The organism is Acutalibacter muris (assembly GCF_002201475.1).
GTDB classification, from domain to species: domain Bacteria; phylum Bacillota; class Clostridia; order Oscillospirales; family Acutalibacteraceae; genus Acutalibacter; species Acutalibacter muris.
Genome location: NZ_CP021422.1, coordinates 3,659,326 through 3,675,364, shown reverse-complemented (window position 1 = coordinate 3,675,364; position 16,039 = coordinate 3,659,326). Strand labels below are relative to the sequence as shown.

At 55.0% G+C, this 16,039-nt stretch carries 19 protein-coding genes and 1 tRNA gene; 3 read left to right on the top strand and 17 right to left on the bottom strand.

Going from position 1 to position 16,039, the window contains the following annotated elements; translation table 11 throughout:
• Positions 1–8: 8 nt before the first annotated feature.
• The 16 genes from ADH66_RS21915 to ADH66_RS18795 all read right to left on the bottom strand — a co-directional run bounded on the left by ADH66_RS21915 (position 9) and on the right by ADH66_RS18795 (position 13,207).
• Positions 9–287, bottom strand: a complete 279-nt coding sequence (locus tag ADH66_RS21915; RefSeq protein WP_407922938.1) for a conjugal transfer protein TrbL family protein — start codon at positions 285–287, stop codon at positions 9–11.
• Between the two features lie 167 nt (positions 288–454).
• Positions 455–787: a DUF3852 domain-containing protein gene (locus ADH66_RS18860; RefSeq protein ID WP_066535730.1), complete on the bottom strand. Its 333-nt coding sequence runs from the start codon at positions 785–787 to the stop codon at positions 455–457.
• Positions 784–1,122 carry a DUF7768 domain-containing protein gene (locus tag ADH66_RS18855; protein ID WP_066535733.1) on the bottom strand — a complete coding sequence of 113 codons (339 nt, stop codon included), beginning with the start codon at positions 1,120–1,122 and terminating at the stop codon, positions 784–786. The genes ADH66_RS18860 and ADH66_RS18855 overlap by 4 nt, the downstream gene beginning before the upstream one ends.
• Positions 1,119–5,546, bottom strand: a complete 4,428-nt coding sequence (locus ADH66_RS18850; RefSeq protein ID WP_066537635.1) for a SpaA isopeptide-forming pilin-related protein — start codon at positions 5,544–5,546, stop codon at positions 1,119–1,121. Before ADH66_RS18850 ends, ADH66_RS18855 begins: the two co-directional genes overlap by 4 nt.
• A 114-nt stretch (positions 5,547–5,660) precedes the next feature.
• The gene (locus ADH66_RS20555) at positions 5,661–6,437 is read right to left on the bottom strand and encodes a hypothetical protein (protein WP_066535736.1); all 777 of its coding nucleotides are present in this window, start codon (positions 6,435–6,437) and stop codon (positions 5,661–5,663) included.
• Between the two features lie 159 nt (positions 6,438–6,596).
• A complete protein-coding gene (locus tag ADH66_RS18840) occupies positions 6,597–6,941 on the bottom strand; it encodes an AbrB/MazE/SpoVT family DNA-binding domain-containing protein (RefSeq protein WP_066535738.1) in 345 nt (114 codons plus the stop codon).
• On the bottom strand, positions 6,938–7,189 hold the full coding sequence (locus ADH66_RS18835; protein WP_066535741.1) for a hypothetical protein: 252 nt from the start codon (positions 7,187–7,189) through the stop codon (positions 6,938–6,940). The genes ADH66_RS18840 and ADH66_RS18835 overlap by 4 nt, the downstream gene beginning before the upstream one ends.
• 12 nt (positions 7,190–7,201) lie before the next feature.
• The gene (locus ADH66_RS18830; RefSeq protein ID WP_236757142.1) at positions 7,202–8,086 is read right to left on the bottom strand and encodes a DNA adenine methylase; all 885 of its coding nucleotides are present in this window, start codon (positions 8,084–8,086) and stop codon (positions 7,202–7,204) included.
• A 125-nt stretch (positions 8,087–8,211) separates the two neighbouring features.
• The gene (locus ADH66_RS18825) at positions 8,212–8,598 is read right to left on the bottom strand and encodes a hypothetical protein (protein WP_066535748.1); all 387 of its coding nucleotides are present in this window, start codon (positions 8,596–8,598) and stop codon (positions 8,212–8,214) included.
• Positions 8,595–9,311, bottom strand: coding sequence for a DUF1281 family ferredoxin-like fold protein (locus ADH66_RS18820; protein ID WP_066535752.1), 717 nt, complete (start codon positions 9,309–9,311; stop codon positions 8,595–8,597). The genes ADH66_RS18825 and ADH66_RS18820 overlap by 4 nt, the downstream gene beginning before the upstream one ends.
• Positions 9,296–10,171 (bottom strand): DNA (cytosine-5-)-methyltransferase, encoded by an 876-nt coding sequence (gene dcm / locus ADH66_RS18815; RefSeq protein ID WP_407922903.1) that lies wholly within the window; start codon positions 10,169–10,171, stop codon positions 9,296–9,298. The genes ADH66_RS18820 and dcm overlap by 16 nt, the downstream gene beginning before the upstream one ends.
• A complete protein-coding gene (locus tag ADH66_RS21910; RefSeq protein WP_407922917.1) occupies positions 10,086–10,496 on the bottom strand; it encodes a DNA cytosine methyltransferase in 411 nt (136 codons plus the stop codon). The genes dcm and ADH66_RS21910 overlap by 86 nt, the downstream gene beginning before the upstream one ends.
• Positions 10,497–10,551: 55 nt before the next feature.
• On the bottom strand, positions 10,552–10,848 hold the full coding sequence (locus ADH66_RS18810; protein ID WP_066535755.1) for a DUF4314 domain-containing protein: 297 nt from the start codon (positions 10,846–10,848) through the stop codon (positions 10,552–10,554).
• 13 nt (positions 10,849–10,861) lie between these two features.
• Positions 10,862–11,707, bottom strand: a complete 846-nt coding sequence (locus ADH66_RS18805; RefSeq protein WP_084384265.1) for a hypothetical protein — start codon at positions 11,705–11,707, stop codon at positions 10,862–10,864.
• 1 nt (position 11,708) lies between these two features.
• On the bottom strand, positions 11,709–12,839 hold the full coding sequence (locus tag ADH66_RS18800; RefSeq protein WP_066537637.1) for a hypothetical protein: 1,131 nt from the start codon (positions 12,837–12,839) through the stop codon (positions 11,709–11,711).
• 285 nt (positions 12,840–13,124) lie between these two features.
• Positions 13,125–13,207, bottom strand: a tRNA-Leu gene (locus tag ADH66_RS18795).
• Positions 13,208–13,370: 163 nt separating this feature from the next.
• Here ADH66_RS18795 and ADH66_RS18790 point away from each other — a divergent pair.
• The 3 genes from ADH66_RS18790 to ADH66_RS18780 are packed head-to-tail and all read left to right on the top strand — an operon-like array spanning position 13,371 to position 15,752.
• A complete protein-coding gene (locus tag ADH66_RS18790; RefSeq protein ID WP_066537639.1) occupies positions 13,371–13,910 on the top strand; it encodes a QueT transporter family protein in 540 nt (179 codons plus the stop codon).
• Between the two features lie 33 nt (positions 13,911–13,943).
• Positions 13,944–15,341 carry a TrkH family potassium uptake protein gene (locus ADH66_RS18785; RefSeq protein ID WP_084384357.1) on the top strand — a complete coding sequence of 466 codons (1,398 nt, stop codon included), beginning with the start codon at positions 13,944–13,946 and terminating at the stop codon, positions 15,339–15,341.
• Between the two features lie 24 nt (positions 15,342–15,365).
• Positions 15,366–15,752 carry a VOC family protein gene (locus ADH66_RS18780; protein ID WP_066537641.1) on the top strand — a complete coding sequence of 129 codons (387 nt, stop codon included), beginning with the start codon at positions 15,366–15,368 and terminating at the stop codon, positions 15,750–15,752.
• 61 nt (positions 15,753–15,813) lie between these two features.
• Here ADH66_RS18780 and ADH66_RS18775 read toward each other — a convergent pair whose 3' ends face one another.
• Positions 15,814–16,035, bottom strand: a complete 222-nt coding sequence (locus tag ADH66_RS18775; protein ID WP_066537642.1) for a helix-turn-helix domain-containing protein — start codon at positions 16,033–16,035, stop codon at positions 15,814–15,816.
• Positions 16,036–16,039 lie beyond the last annotated feature (4 nt).

The following is a 16,039-nucleotide window of genomic DNA, read 5'->3' as shown; positions in this document are numbered from 1 at the left end:
CTCCTTGGCTATAGGGAAGGGCCGGAGCCACATTCCAAGCCACGGAAGCCCTTGAGGACGTTTATTGCCGTAGTCTTGACGCTGGCCCTGCCAGTCTGGTATTCTATGGCTACGTCGAACACAGCAACCACCGTCCCAGCAATGAACAGCGACCAGCCGAACATGGTAAACAGGGATATGGTCGCGCTGACCCAGTTCAGGTCGAAGATATCCGCGCCCATGTTGCCCATCATGGTGAAGAAATCGCTGGCCGCGTCAAAAATCGTGTTGTAAAACCATCGTATCATGGCGTCCCAGATGGCCGCCGAGACCTGCTCTCCAATCGTATCAAACACCCCGCCGACAGCACTTCCGATGCCGCCGAGAATGTCCCCTAACCAATCAAAAATAGAAATCACCACCTATAAAATGTAAGCAGGAGGGGCGCATTGCCCCTCCCACTCCGTGTATAATTTTACAGAATCGTCCAGATATAGAGTGGGGCTGTCATCATGAAGATAAGGCAGGCGAACAGGATCGCCGGAGCCGTGAACTCAAACTGTCCATGCTTCTTGTAGTCGAAATAAGCGGTCCCCAGTTTGACGAAGAATAAAATCGCCAAAATCATGTCTATTACAGGGAACACCACATTGTCGACAACTGTGCGGATCTGCCCCTGCGCTGTTGTCCAGGTGCTCTGGATAGCGCCTGCCACATCGCCGGTCGCCATGGCGGGAGCCGCCAGAACCGGCACCAGCAGCACTGCGAACACAGTGCAAAGCAAAAACTTTTTCCATCTTTTTCTCATGCTGAAACATCTCCTATCACTTTTTTGATTTCGTGTTCCTTGATAATCCTAACTTTGATATTGAGATTGTGTGCCAGCTTGATTTCTGCCCTCATGCCGTCCGTAGTCTGGTCACCGAACATCCAAACCTCATCGCAAAACCACAGAAGACTAAGCCCGGCAGCCATACCCATCTCACGTTCCTCCGGGATGCTGTCATCCAAACACAGCGCATAAAAATGCGGGGTGACCGGAGCCGCCCCGCACCTCAGTGCGTATTCGCTATAGCGTTTTGCTTTTTCTAGATTGTCCTGCACGTCCCCCGAAAGGGGCGCGCAGATATACACCTTCTTCATCGCTCACCATCCTCTTTTTTCTTTCTGTTGTACATGATGATGCCAGCCGCCAACCCGCCCAGCGCGATGGCGCCCAGACCGATCCAGAAACCCATAATGGAGCGGTCGCCGGTCTGCGGGTTGCCGGGGTTAGGCGTGGTGGGCTTGCCGGGAGTGACCGGCACGACCTTCACAGTCTGGCCTTCATCGTTGATATCCTCATGAGCAGCAATCTTCACCTCGCCCTGATAGAGCGTTTCGAACACCACGATTTCCGTGGCCTGGGTGATGCCGCTGCCGTCGAAGGTGAACTTTACTACAGTTTCGCCATCGGCCTTTTCAGTGGTAAAAGTGGCCTCGGCACGGATTTCTTTATCGCCAACCTTGAACGGATTACCGGTGGCCTTGTCCATGAGGACACCCACCAGCTTGTACTCCTTGCCAGGAGTCAGATTCTTAAACGCCACCACATCGTCGATAGTAATCGGCCCGTCGATGGTAACCTCTTTTTCCTCTCCGATAGTTGCCTGGGTGCCGATCTCCGGCACATGAACGGTCACGGTCTGGCTTTCATCTTCCAGGTCAGCATGGATTGCCAGCTCCCGGCCCTCCTGATACAGACTCTCGAACACCACAATATCGGTGTCGGCCTTGATATACTTGGAATCAAATTCAAACACAACCGTGACCGTACCGCTGGGGTTCTCAGGGGTGAAGGCGGTTTCAGAACGCGCCTCTGCACCATTGATTTTCAGCGCTTCGCCGGTGGCCTTGTCCATAAGCACACCCTTGACGGTGTACTCCTTGCCCGGTACCAGATGGGTGTACTCCACTACATCTTCCAGGGTAAAGATTTCGGTGGCGTTTACCTCCTTCTCGCCGCCGATGTTGGCGGTAGTTCCCAGCTCCGGGATACGGTCATTTACCACGTTGATTTCAACAATCTGCTCGTCGCGCTCTACCTGGACATGGTGGATGTCGGTATTGGGAAGATACCCTTCGGCAGGCTGCAGTTCCCGGACGATCCAATTTCCCAGAGGAACATCCTCAAAGCTGAACACGCCTTTCTCATCTGAGGTAGATGTCAGTATGGCGGTCTCGGAAGTGAATTGCAGTGCATCCGGGCGGAACAATCCAAACAGCGCACCGGCGATGGTTTCCTGATTCTCCCGGTCAATTTTCAGGCCCTTGATGCTGCTGTAGATGAGTTCGTTGGTGATAGGTTCGCCGTCGTTCAGGGCAACCTTCACCAGCGCAACATCTGGCCCGGCATACTCGAACACAATGGGGTACACAGTATCGGGCAGGGTATAATGCTTGTCGGTGCTGATCTCCTTGACGTAATAGCTGCCCAGAGGGAGGTCGGTGGCAAACACTATGGAACCATCTTCCGCACAGTTAATGGTCTCAATCAGCCCATCGGCAGGAATAACGGAGCCATCTACAGCGGTGATATCCTCGCTGGCGTACAGGCCAAACTGCACGGTGGCAATTTCGCCGTTCATCCCAATCTGGAACCGCTCGTCCTGCTCTAACACCTTCTCCAGGTTGATTTTTATCTTCTGCCGGTCGTCGTGCAGGGTGGCGCCAGTCTCGGTGATCTCTACCTCCTGCCCAGCATAGGTCAACTCCACAGTATGCGTTTCCGTGTCCAGAACCGTGCCAAACGGGGCCTTGATCTCCCGCACCAGGTACTTCCCCAGGTAGAGGGGTTCAGTGGCAACAGGGCCGTCCTGGGCGGTCGTAAGGGTGGCAACTACCTCGCCTGCGGAATAGCGCAGGGTGCTGTCCGGGGTGACGATATCCTCGGCAGCGGTTACCTCGTAGACCGCGCCAGCCAACTGCTTTTCCTCATAGACAGGCTGATAGCTGACAGGGAGTTCAACTTCATTGCCGTCCTCATCGGTGGCCGCGCCGCCCAGAGCTGTCACGGAGGAGAATACCTCGCCCTGCTTGGTAATGCTGATGGCGCCCTTTTGCGGCATATTGGGCCGCTCTACTTCTACCACGGTGACATCACTTACCTCTGTGGAGCCAGCAGGGGTAATGTCAAAATAAACAGGCTCAGAGTTCAGCACATAGCCGTAAGGAGCCTGCACTTCCACCAGGGAGTAGCCTGTGCCGTAGGGCAGAACCTCTGGGGTAATGAGGGTGCCATCTGTGGTGGTATAGAAGGTGTCGATTTCCGTCACCGCCGGATAGGTGAACCGCATGGTGACGAGCTGCCCATTGGGGTCGTAAATCTGGAACCCGGCCCCGGCATAGGGGATAGCCTTTCCGGTCTCGGAATCGGTCTTAATGACCTTGACGTAGCTGGTGAACGGCGCGTTGTTGATAAGATACCGGTATACGCCGCCGTCCTTATTGATGAACACGTCAAAATCCTTCATGAGCTCGCGCCCGTCCCAGCCCTTAGTCTGACGGACGGTGTACACACCATAGGGGAGCAGCTTGGTTTCCGCATAGCCGTTTTCGTCACAAACCAGGTAGTCCCTCTCGGACTCCTTGGCGCTGTCATAGCTGCCAGAGGACTTCAGGAATACGGCAAACTCCGCGCCCACCTCCGGGGTCTCGATCTGCGTGGATCCATCGTCACAATGCTTGATGAGCGTGATTTTGCTCTTCTGCACGGTTTCAGGGCTGGTGAGAGCCGGGGCCGAGTTGAATTCCACCTCATACTGTTTGGGATCAGCGCCCGCGGGGTAGGAGGTTTCGTCCAGCGGATATCCCTCGCTGGGAGTGATTTCCTGAACCGTCCAACCGGAATCACACACATAGTAGCTGGTGGTAAAATGTCCGTCAGAATCTGTGGTGTAGGTGTCCACCAACTCGCCGTCCTTATACACGCCGTACACAGCGCCTGCCAAAGTGGTGTCGCCCTGCTGAGTGCCTGTTTCGCCGTCCACCTTGTTAAGAGTGATATTAAACTTCTTGAGGACATTGCGGAAGGTGGCATTGGTAACCTTCTCCCACTCAATATTGGCAGTCTGAGTGGCGGGTACAACATAGCGGACAGCCGTATCCACTTCCTCCAGGGTGTACCCGCTGCCAATAGGCACATCGGTGAACTGCGCTACACCAGAGATGTTGGTAGTGGCGTACAGATCCACAGTTTCGCCCATACTGGAAGTCCCATATAAGTGGAAACGAACACCAGAATTCAAGCCGTCCTCGCTATTCTTGGTAACGGTCAGGGAGCCTTTCTGCAAGCTGTTATTGAAGCTGACGGTCGCCGTCTGTCCGGCCTGCACAGTTACCTTCTGCGGCTCCTGGGGGACATAGTCGCCATCCACCTGCTCCGTGACGGTGTATTCTCCCGGCTGCAGGTTGTCGATCTGCACCTCGCCACGGCTGTTGGTGGTGACGGTCTGGTCGATGCTGCTGCCGGTGATGCGGAAGGTGATACCCTCCACTTTGCCGTCCTCAGAGGTCTTGACGATCTTTGCGGAGCCGTAGGACACGTTCAGCTTGAGATAGGCGGCAATAGGGTCGGTAACGGATTGGGTGTAGGTGACCGTGTTCTGCTGCCCAACGCCGGGGCCGAAGGAGCCGTCATCCCACACAACCAGGCCCATGCGCTTAGAGTCCTTTTTGCTGGCACTGACGGTTACATCACCAGTAGGAGCTGTGGGACTGGTGATGGTCAGTACGTTGCCGCTGGTGGTGAACTTCATTGCAGTGTAGTCAGAGGTAAAATTGTAGTTCCCCAGCACTTTGTTGTCATCGGTGAGCTTGGCAGTGTACTGGTTGCCATCCCATTCCAACTCAATAGTGGGAGCCTTGCCCCGGCTTTTCGCCATGAAGGACGGCACTTTGCTGTGATTCTGGACGCTGGTGACCATGGAATTATACTTGTCCATGATCCGGGAGCGCAGAGGATGCCCAGGCTTGATGAAATCAAGCACAGGATTTTTCCCGCCGGTGCTGACGTGAGCAAACTGCTCATCCCTCTCGCCAACGATAGTTTCCCAAATCAGAAGCTGGGTTGCATAAACGTGTGCCAGCTTGTCAGCTGCGGCGCTGTTCTGAGATACCCAGGTGGGATCAATATTGCCGGTGTAGCCGTACTGCAGGATGCGCCCAATCAGGGATTTGATAGTGTCCGCGTCGATAGTCTTGTTGAGCGAGGACGGATAGTTGTCCCAAAATGTTTCGTCCTTGGCGGTAAACGTGTGGGCGTTGTCGATGGGTGTACCCGGCTCAATACAATACGCCACCTTGCCCTCATGGGAGCCAACGGCAAAGGTGGCGAACATATCATAAGCCTCCATATACCAACCGTTCATGAACTGGAGGTTGTCCCGGTCCCAATGGTCGCGGTTGCTTTCCGCGTCACGGGGGAAGCTCACCATATAGATTTCCGAGCGCTCTCCAGCGGCCTGGGCCGTAGTTCCGAAGCTGACGAACATGGAAAAGCACAGAAGCAGTGCCATGACCAGCGCCATGCTTTTCCGTTTAACAGTAGACGTCATATTCTCTCCTTTTCTGCCCTTTTGGGCATCAAAAAAAGCGCACCGTGGTTTCACAGTGCGCTTGGTGTTAGTGTTAAGTTTTTGTTATCATGCGTACCCGATATAGATGTTGTAGGTGTTGTTCCCGGTGGATTCGTACCACACCCACACATCGGTGATATCCGGGTCGTTTGCATATCTATTCAATCGGCTGCTGATGTCCCTCTCCAGGCAGGTACTGTGCGGCCCGGCCCCGATGGGGTTATCCCAGCAGTCCACCGCGCTGCTTTCCAGCCGCAGGCCCAACCCTTGCGCGCAGCTTTGGGCGTATCCGATCCAGTAGCCGATGTCGAAGGTGGGTTCCTCTATGACCGGCTCCGGTGTGGGTTCTGCCGGGGCAGGGGTAGGCCCGGCAGGTGCGGGAGTGGGGACTGGCGGCTCCGGTGTAGGAGTCGGCGCAGTAGTAGCCGCTGGCGGCGGGGTGGGAGTTGCCCTTACGGTGACTTTCAGGTAGGCGTCAGGCTCGGTGGCAGGCGGTTCGGGAGTGGGAGTTGCTGTCGCTGCTTTTGACTCTATGGCAGGATTTTCTGGCTGTTTTTCCGACTCCTGCACCTCTTTCCGCTGGGCGGCAGGGGAGGCTTTTGGCTCCACTTTCTTCTTATCTGCCGTATCCAGTTTAACCTTGAGGCCAGCTGTGATCTGCTCTATGACAGCGCTCGTGTAAATGCGTTCCTCACTGGTATCGTTGGGCGAGGCTACATTCAAGATGAGCGCCTGGGGCGCGGGTTCCGGCTCTGAATGTGGTGCCTGGGGCTGTTGTACCTGGCACCCGGCGCTGCTGACCAGCAGGGCGGCGGCTATAATAGCGGTCAAGATTTTCTTCATGGATTTCATCCTTTCTTGGAGTTTTTCTTGACCACAAGCATACCATAAACTTCCGAAAAGTCCAGACCAAATCCGAATAAATATGCAACAAAGATTCAGCCAGAAATGCCCCACGATCTGGGCGGAGCGCGGATTGATTTTATACGCGAACACCTCCAATCACATGGGCGTTTCCGCTTCCCGGATGCGCGGCGGTCCAGTTCGAATTTCCCTCTTGGGCAGCCTGCCGAGACTTTCCGAAAGCTGCACAAAAGCTGCTTTCTTGAGTTCCGTGGGGAGCGAATCCAGCAGTTCCAGCAACATAGTCCTGTCATCCGCCATAGCGCTCACGGTCTTGCCCCGGCAGTCATCGCAGAGCTTCTCCCTGCGGATAACCACCGACCGCCCATCTTCACTCTCGGTGAAAGATAGCACGTCGTTGTAGACAAACCCCACCCGCTGCCGGATTTCAAAGGGGATGGTGATACGCCCTCGCTTGCCCAAAATGCGCAGCAGCTTTTTCATTCGTCCACCCCCCTTCCATCGCAGTTGGCCTCGCAGGGGCAGCCCTTGCAATCAAACTCGCAGGGGACAGCATTAAGCGGGCAGTTATCGCAATCCCGGTCGCAGACATAATCCTCGGTGCTGTCCGGGGTATCGAGGATGATTTTCCCCTCTCGAGCACTCACCTGAATGATGCTCTCCGTGCTGATGCCTGCCTCCAGGAACATCTCCAGGGGCACGGACACCAGAATAAATTGTTCATTCTTCAAAATAATCACATCCTATATTTCAAATTTCATTTGAGCGGGCTTGGATTTTTCTCTCTCGAACAGGTCGTAGTTGCCGATGAGCAGTTCCTTGAATTCCTTCCCGGCCTCATACCGCTGAGCCATGGAGTGGACTCTGGTGAAATCAAAAATGGGGAATCCGTCGTACAACTCTCGAATCTCTGCACAATCGTTGTAGGACAGCAGAAACCGGCCCTGCATATTCGCCGCCGTGTCCCGCAGCCGAACATGATCTGCCCAGGCAAACTCCACAGCGTACATATCCTCTGTGGAGAAGTACGGCGGGTCGAGATAGAAGAAGGTGTCAGGCCTATCATAGTGGTGGATGAGCGTTTCAAAGTCCTGATTTTCGATTACCACATTGGCCAATCTGCTCTCCAGTTGCTGAATAAGGCCAAACAGCCGCCGCAAGTCGAAGGGCTGGGAGGCGAAAGATTTCTTTCCGCTGGAGTAGCTATATCGCAGTAACTTCAGGTACATAGCCGCCTGGCGCACGTCGTAATCCTTGGTGATGCGCTGCCGGATGGCCTGCAATTCCTCTGCCGCTGGCGGTGGGAACAAGATTTCCGTCATTTCCATTTCTTCTTCCAGGAATCTGTCATCGAATTGTTCATGTTGAAAAAACTTCTTGATAGCCTGGAAATCCGCGCGGGAATTGAGGTTGGAAAACCCCAACTCCCGGATAGTCGCCATCGTCCGTTCTTTCATGCAGTGGAACAGGTTTGTGAGATTGCGGTCGAAGTCGTTGTACACCTCAAAAGAGTCAGGAGGCTTGCCCAGCAGCACGCTCCCAGAGCCGCCGAACACCTCCACAAACCGGCCATATTCCAAGGGAAACAGGCTGTAGATAATGGGGAGGATGGGCGCTTTGTTGCCCACCCAAGATACCGGCGATTTGATACATCATCATCTCTTTTCCATGCCGGAAATCGTCCAGAAAACGAAAAAAGGCCGGTACCAATCGCTTTCTGAACGATTGATACCGGCCTAAATTTGTGATATTCTTATTTCATGGACAGCCCGCCATCCATGTCCTCGGTTTCTACGGGTTCTTCTAATGGTGAGCTTTCAAAGCCGCCCAGACGATTCGGCACGTAGTCAGACAGCCAGGTGCCGCCGAAGGAGTCATGTGTTTTCAGCCGCCAGATTGCCAACCGGCCCATATCCACGTTGACCCCCTCGAAGGGGAACAGGAGGCAGGTCAGCCCGTCATGCTCAAAAGCCAAACAGTCACTGAACTTACTGCCGTCCCGCAGGATACCTTCCTCGGTCAGCATTTCGTTGATGCCGTCCACCCACTCCCGCAGGTCACCGCCGCAGCCCTGGAGAACCAACCCCTCGGTGTTTCTCATGTGGCACAGGTCGTTGGTCGTGATATGCTTGATACTCATAACTTCAGCCCTCCCATACTTTCTTCCTCGTCCATTTCCTCATCTTCCTCCAGCCCATCGTTTTCCCACAGGCTGTTGGCATAGTCGACAGCCTCCTGCCCAACGGGAAAGAATTCACCATCTGGCGCGCCGTTGTGATATTCCACCTCGCCGCAGTTGTACCCGATATCCTCGTCGGCCCACTGATGGGTAAAATCCAGGTCGGGATACAACTGAGCCAACTTCGCCACGATCGGTGTTGGCGGAGACCAGGCCGTCAGGAAACACAGAGATTTGCCGTCAAACTGGACGCCGTCCTCGTAGCCGTAAGCGTTCCACTTCGTACCCCAGTTTTTGATGCGCCAGTCGTACCAACTGGTGATGCCATACTTTTGCTTGTTTTGAAACGCCTGCCTGCCCAAATCCCAGGCGGTACGGTCGATATCAGGCCGCACCCGGAGAAATGCCTGCTCTGACTTTTCGGGGATATTCAGCAAGTCGAAGTTTTCCTTCTTGCCGTTAAAGGTGTAGACTTCGATGAAGTCCTTGTATGCTTTCAGACCGCGGTCTGTGCGGCTCCCTTCCTCAATATCCAACTCCGGCGGCATAGGCACCAGTTTGTTGAAATCAATGGAGCCGAGGCCATATTCATCGCTTTTGACAGCCTCAAACAGAGCTTTGACCCTGGCAGGATCGCCCTTAATCTCAATGATATTTGTTATATGGTTTGGCATGATGACCTCCAAAATATTTCCTTGATTTTCTCGCCCAATGCGGAGATAACAGGCACGGTGACGGCATTCCCAGCCATCTTATAAAGCTGTGCGTCAGACAGCCCTGTTGCGGCTGCTTTGTGGAACTGTTCATCACTAAAGCCCTGCAACCGCCAGCATTCGATAGGCATGAGCTTGCGGACTTTGCCATAATGCAGTTTGCCGTCTGCGTCTTGCACAGGAATGGAAAAGGGTGCTTGCCCCTCGACAAACACGCCCGATTTCCCACCCTTGAACTTGCCAATACCAGCATCCTGGTTGGCCAGCAGACACCTGGCGTTTTCGGTCAGTTCCGGGCTTTCGTTCAGGTCAATAAAAAAATACCCCTGATTATTTCCAGGGGTGACCGTGTGCGCGATTTTATCTCCAACCCTGCCGCGCCGGGTGTTCATGGTGGCATAGGCCAGATCGATGCTGTCGCCAGGGTGGGCAAGCTGGTATCCAGCTTTGGTCATGACTTTGATAGGCAGGGTGACATCGTAGAGACCGCTCCTGCCGCCAAAACCTCCAGCAGTGCTTGTCAGGGTGATGGACACTCCGGCTGGGGAGTAGACCCGGCACCCTTCCGGCCCTGGTAAGACTTGCTCAAGAGCCGCTCCATTTGCGTCTGTGAAAGAAAGTATTTCGCCGGAACATCTGCCTCTAAGATATCCGACAATATACACTCTCTTGCGGGATTGGGGGACTCCAAAATCCTTGCTGTTAAGCACCTGCCACGCGACATCGTACCCCAGTTCATCCAGCGTACTGAGGATCGTCGCAAACGTCCGGCAGCCGTCGATGCGAAAAAGTTGCCACGCAACTTTGCAATCCGGGAACATTTTCAAGCAGCAGAAATGCAGGTCTTTTAGCGGAGGCAAGACGGGCGATTTCAAAGAACAAAGTCCCTCGGGCGTCATCTGCAAATCCTCTCCGTTTTCCAGCGATTGAAAACCTCTGACAAGGAAAGCCGCCGCAAATAAGGTCGATATCCGGCAACGCTGCCGGGTCAATGGTTCTGGCGTCTGCAAAAAACACTTCTCCTTCCGTATCATACATAGCGTTATATGCCTGATTTGCATATTTGTCTATCTCACAGTGGCCGACGCATTCAAACCCGCCCACGGCCTCAAGGCCAGAGCGGAACCCGCCGATCCCCGCGAACATATCAAAAAATCGGATAGCCATGCGCCATCCGACCTATCCAAAATTGAAACACCTCCTACATCTTCATGCCGAAATCTTCATCCTCATCTATATCCGGCTCCTGTTCCTCTGCCAGTTCTTCCTCGGTCAGCTTGCGGAAGGAGTCCTCGTTGGGGATGAGGCCCAGCGACCGGCCATTGTCGAACTTGCAGTGCAGGGTGCCGATGTCATCGACGGTGAGCACAGTGCCGCGTGTGTTATCCTCGACACGGTGCATATCCTCGCCCATGCTCAGCAGCATAATTCTGGTGCCGGACGGATACTCGGCCTTGTACCGTTCTGCCTGCCGGTGCAGTTTATCCCATTCGTTCATTGTGATACCTCCTTCAGATTCCGCCCATCCCTTGATGGGGTTCCAAATGTTCATCTAACTCATCCTCGGTGCAGAGAAAATAATCATCACTGCTGTTCCAATACGAAACATACAAGTCGCCCTCATCGGTTTCGATGGGCCGTTGCTCGAAACCTTCTCCAAGCCCATCCGAACACTGCCCGAGGATTTCCTCCCGCAAATCCGCCATCTCGTCCGGCGTGAGCAGCTCCTTGAGGTGGCAGTCGATCCGGCCCAGGAGCCTGCCGTCTATTTCCTCCACCGTCCAAACAGCCGGCATGAGCTTATCTGCCACTCCAGGATTATCGCCCAAATACTGAGCCATATCGCCCATTTCGGGGACCTGCTCATCGGCAATGCCCAGCTCGATTTGGTCTTGGTACGCGGTCAGAAAACCGCTGCCAACCTCGATATACTCGTCGCACTCGCCATCATCCAGTTGGCCCACCAGGGGGCAGTAGAACGTCAGCTTGACCGGCCCGGCGGCCTGGGTCATGGCTTTGATATCATCGAACAGCATTTCTTTGATGAGGTACTGATTGTGGACGATGTTCTGCTCCAGGTCTGTGAGAATTTCTTCTCTGGCGGAACTGACGGCAAAGGCCACGGTGTTGGCGTCAGCCAGGGTGTCGTTCTTGCCGAACACCCGTAGCAGGCGGTTGCCGATCTTGCTGTCGGAGGACAGGGTGACTTCCACGTCCTTATCGTCATGGAGCAGGATGTTTTTGGGCGGCCTGCTGATGCCAGCCTCCCGCATATCATGGTAGAGCTGATGAATGTCGGTGGGCAGTTCCCGCTCAAGTTCTGCCCCGTTTTTGTTGGCGATTTTAACTTTTATCATGCTAAATCCCCCTCATTGCAAGGTCCAGGTCATCGTCCAAAATCATTTCCAGCGAACAGCCGCTGTCCATGCAGACGAAGCCTCCTTCCACAAACTGCCCCTCTCGATCCTCACTGATCTGATTGCCCAGGGCGTCAAAGTCGATATAGTCTGCCAACTCCGGCGAAACGCGATACTCGCTGTCAAAACTGACAAAGTGATGGCCTACATCTTCGTCTGTTTCCGCGTCTTTGATGAACACAAAATCCTCCAGATGCCGGGCCACACGCATAATGTCCCCGCTGCCGGAAACATCGGCGTATTCCACAACCGCAGCCAGCTTCTCCATACCTTCCGTGGTTTTCGGAAATGCGTCAGCCAGTTCGTTTGCCACCCCGAGGCCATGATCCCGCAGCATGGTTTCCAAGTGCTGTATCCACATGGAATTGTCCAGCATGAAATCCGTGAACGCCACCTTGCACATATCCGGGGAGGGCGCACCCATCCGCCTGGCCGCTTTGATGACAGCGAGTTCATCTTCCGGCAGGTACAGGTACTCGGTTTTGGGGCCGTACTCCATCTGCGCGACGGCAATAATGTCCCGGCGGGGTTCGCAGTAGGGGAACGTGGTACTGTGATAGACTTCACGGTACGGCACATCTTTGCTTGCAAAAAGCAGACCGTAGGTGGTGGGAGTCCCATTTCCGCTGGTCAGCAGGTCACGGCCTGCCTGTTCGAAGTCGAGTTTATCAATTTCGGAAGCGGGCAGAGCCCCCATCTTATTGAGCAAGTATTTCCTGCCCACAGCAGCCAGGTCAGTGACATTTTGCACCAGCGTGTACCTTTCCATATTAAAGGCGAGGTTAATAAGCGCTTTGAGGTCTGACGGCTGCTCCACCTGTACAGCCGCCCAAAACTGGTCTTGCTCATACGGGGTAAACCGGTCGAGGTTTTTGGCAAGAAAGTTCAGTTCGTCCAGATCAATTTCTTTCCCATTCAGCATGGCCAGGGCCTCTGGAGACACATCGTCGGCGGTGACCTTGAAGGGCGCAGTGCGGAACGCCTTGACAAGCGTCTTTTGAATTTCTGCTTCGCGCAGGGGGAGGGCCAGCGTGGTCCGCATGGGGCCGTGCCACTTTTTTAGGGTTATCATAGATTCAGCTCCTTCCTGAAATAAAAAAAGCCGGTCGCTTGTTCTCGGAGAAATTCTCCAGCGACCGGCTATGTATTTTTGTAGCAAGAGGGCCAGCAGTTTTTCTCCTGCTGGCCCTCTCTTTTCTCTTTATTCTGTTGTTGTGAGGGTTCACTTCCTGCCGCAAAGCCAAAACGCCGTTTTGCCATCCACGTTTTCGCACTTTTCAAATCCAGGCTTTTGAGATGCAAAAAACCGCGTGGTTACGCGGTTTTTTGCCCAAATATCTTTTTGGTTTTCTTAGGATGGTGCGGGTAACAGGACTCGAACCTGCACAGTTTCCCACCAGAACCTAAATCTGGCGCGTCTGCCAATTCCGCCATACCCGCACGACTTTATTATTATACCCTCCTTTTTATAAAAGCGCAAGGGGAAATTTCGCTGCGGGGCTTGCTTTTTTGGCCAAAAAGTCGTATTCTTATGCTTGCGGCCGGGCTTTGGCCGCGGTCAGTCGCAAAATCCTGACCTTAAAAAATACTAGGAGGGATCTTTATGTCAAACTCTAAAAAGGTGCGCTTTATGGCGGTAAGCGCTGTGATCGCGGCAATGTATGCCGGACTCACTTATCTTGCCGCCGCTGTTAATCTTGCCTACGGGCCGGTGCAGTTTCGCTTCTCCGAGGCGCTTACCGTGCTGCCGGCGTTTACCCCTGCCGCGGTGCCGGGGCTGGCGCTGGGGTGCTTTATAGCGAACCTTACTAGCCCCTTCGGGGCTGTAGACTGGGTATTCGGGACCCTTGCCTCCTTTGTGGCGGCGGTGGGGACCCTGGCGCTGTCCAGGGTGAGGTTCAAAGGGGTGCCCTGGCTGGCGCCGCTGCCGCCGGTTATCGCGAACGCCGTGATAGTTGGGCTTGAGCTCTGCTGCTTTTCGGACGCGGGGGTATTCAGCTGGGGCAATGCCTCTCTGGGGGGCTTTCTTGCCGGGGCGTTCTCTGTGGGAATAGGAGAACTGGTGGTCTGCTATGCGCTGGGGGTGCCGCTGATGATAGCCCTTCAGAAGACCGGGCTTGATAAGCTCATGGCCATGGCCTGATAAAAGATAACTGCTTAATAATTAAGGGAGTGGGTGAGGCGCTTGCAGTATTTCAGCAGGACAAAACGGAACTTTGGGAAGGTAAAAAAGGCCGCGGCCCCGGTGAGGGTGATCGTGGTAAGCTTTGTATTGCTTATCCTTGCCGGGACTTTTCTGCTGACGCTGCCGGTATCCTCGGCGGCGGGCAGCTTTACCCACCCACTGGATGCGCTGTTCACCGCCACCTCGGCCACCTGCGTTACGGGGCTCTCGGTGGTGGACACCACCGGCCACTGGTCCCCCTTCGGGCAGGCGGTGGTGCTCCTGCTTATACAGCTGGGGGGCCTGGGCCTGTCCACCTTCGCCACAGGGTTTTCACTGCTTGTACACAGGCGGCTGGGACTTCGGGAGGTAATACTGACCGGGGAGGCCTCCGGCAGCGATATGCCCGACGCGGTCTCCCTTTTAAAGCTTATGCTGGGGTTCACCTTCGCCTGTGAGCTTCTGGGCGCGGGGCTTTTAATGCTGCGCTTCGTGCCGGAGTACGGCGCGGCGGGGGTGTGGCCCTCGGTATTTGTGGCGGTGTCGGCCTACTGCAACGCGGGCTTTGACATTTTGGGCTTCGTGCCGGGCAACTCCAGCCTGACGGCCTTTACCGGTGACCCGCTGGTGTGTCTGACCATTGACGCGCTGATAGTTATTGGAGGGCTGGGTTTTGTGGTGGTGCGGGACATATACCAGTGCAAGCTGCTGCTCCCCCTGAAGCATCAGGGGCGCAAAAGGCTCAACTTCCACTCTCAGGTATGCCTGCGGGCCACCTGCGCCCTTTTGGCGGCGGGCACCCTGGGCTTTCTCCTGATGGAGTGGGGCCGGACTATGGAGGGGCTGAGTTTTCCCGCCAAGCTGAATACGGCCCTGTTCCAGTCGGTGAACACCAGGACGGCCGGGTTCGCCTCGGTAGATATCAGGGCCCAGGGGAGCTTTACGAAAGTGCTCTCTGTGGCGCTGATGTTTATCGGTGGCTGCCCGGGCTCCACGGCGGGGGGGATAAAGACCACCACCCTGGTGGTGCTGCTGGTAACGGTGGGCTCCACGCTGCGGGGCAGGGAGGAGTCGGTGGTGCTGCGGCATCGGTTTGCGCCGGGGGTGGTGTATAAGGCTATGACCGTAGTGCTCCTGGGGCTGGGCGTGGTGTTCGCGGACGCCTGTGCCTTTACGCTTTTGAATCCGCAGATACGGTTTATTGACCTCTTGTACGAGGCGGCTTCTGCCTTTGGTACGGCGGGGTTAAGTGCGGGGGTGACCGGGAAACTGGAGCCGCTGTCGCGCATTATACTGTGCCTTACGATGTTCATCGGCAGGGTCGGCCCGGTATCCTTTGGTCTGTCCATAATGATGAAGATGAAAACCGCACCCAGTATCTTACCCGAGGGCAGGATGCTGATCGGATAGAAAACAGAAAAAAGGAGCAAGAAAATGAAGAACTGCACTCAAGTCTATGTACACAACAGCCTGGAGGCAGCCAAAGTCTATTGCAAAGCCTTCGGCGCGGAGCCCACGCTGGAGATGAAGACCCCGGCGGGGGACCAGTACGAGCACTGCGAGCTGTCGGTAGACGGCGAGCCGATATTGGCGCTGTCCGAGGCCAGGACCGACTATGACGTGGAGTACCTCCATAGGGAGAAGCTTCAGACCATGACCTTCAACGCCTTTGAGCTGGGCAGCGAGGAGGCCGTCAAAAGGGCCTTTGACGTGCTCAGCGAGGGCGGGGTGGTGGTGGACCCGCTGGGCTCTCTGCCCTGGAGCAGCTGCTGCGCCACGGTCATCGACAGGTACGGCGTGTGCTGGTGGATAGCCATCTAAATTTAGCCAAACAAAGGACACCGTGCGAAAGCCCCGCACGGTGTTTCTCTTTACTCTTTCTTTATTCCTCCCCTTCCTCCTCCGCGTACTCCAGGATATCCCCCGGCTGGCACTGAAGGGCCTTACAGATAGCGGCAAGGGTAGAGAAGCGGAGGGCGTTTACATGGTTGTTCTTGAGCTTTGAGAGGTTCACATAGGTTATGCCCACCTGAGCGGCCAGGTCGTTCAGGGATATCTTTTTCTCAAGCATCAGGCGGTCAAGGCGCAGGATTATATGTCCCATAGGC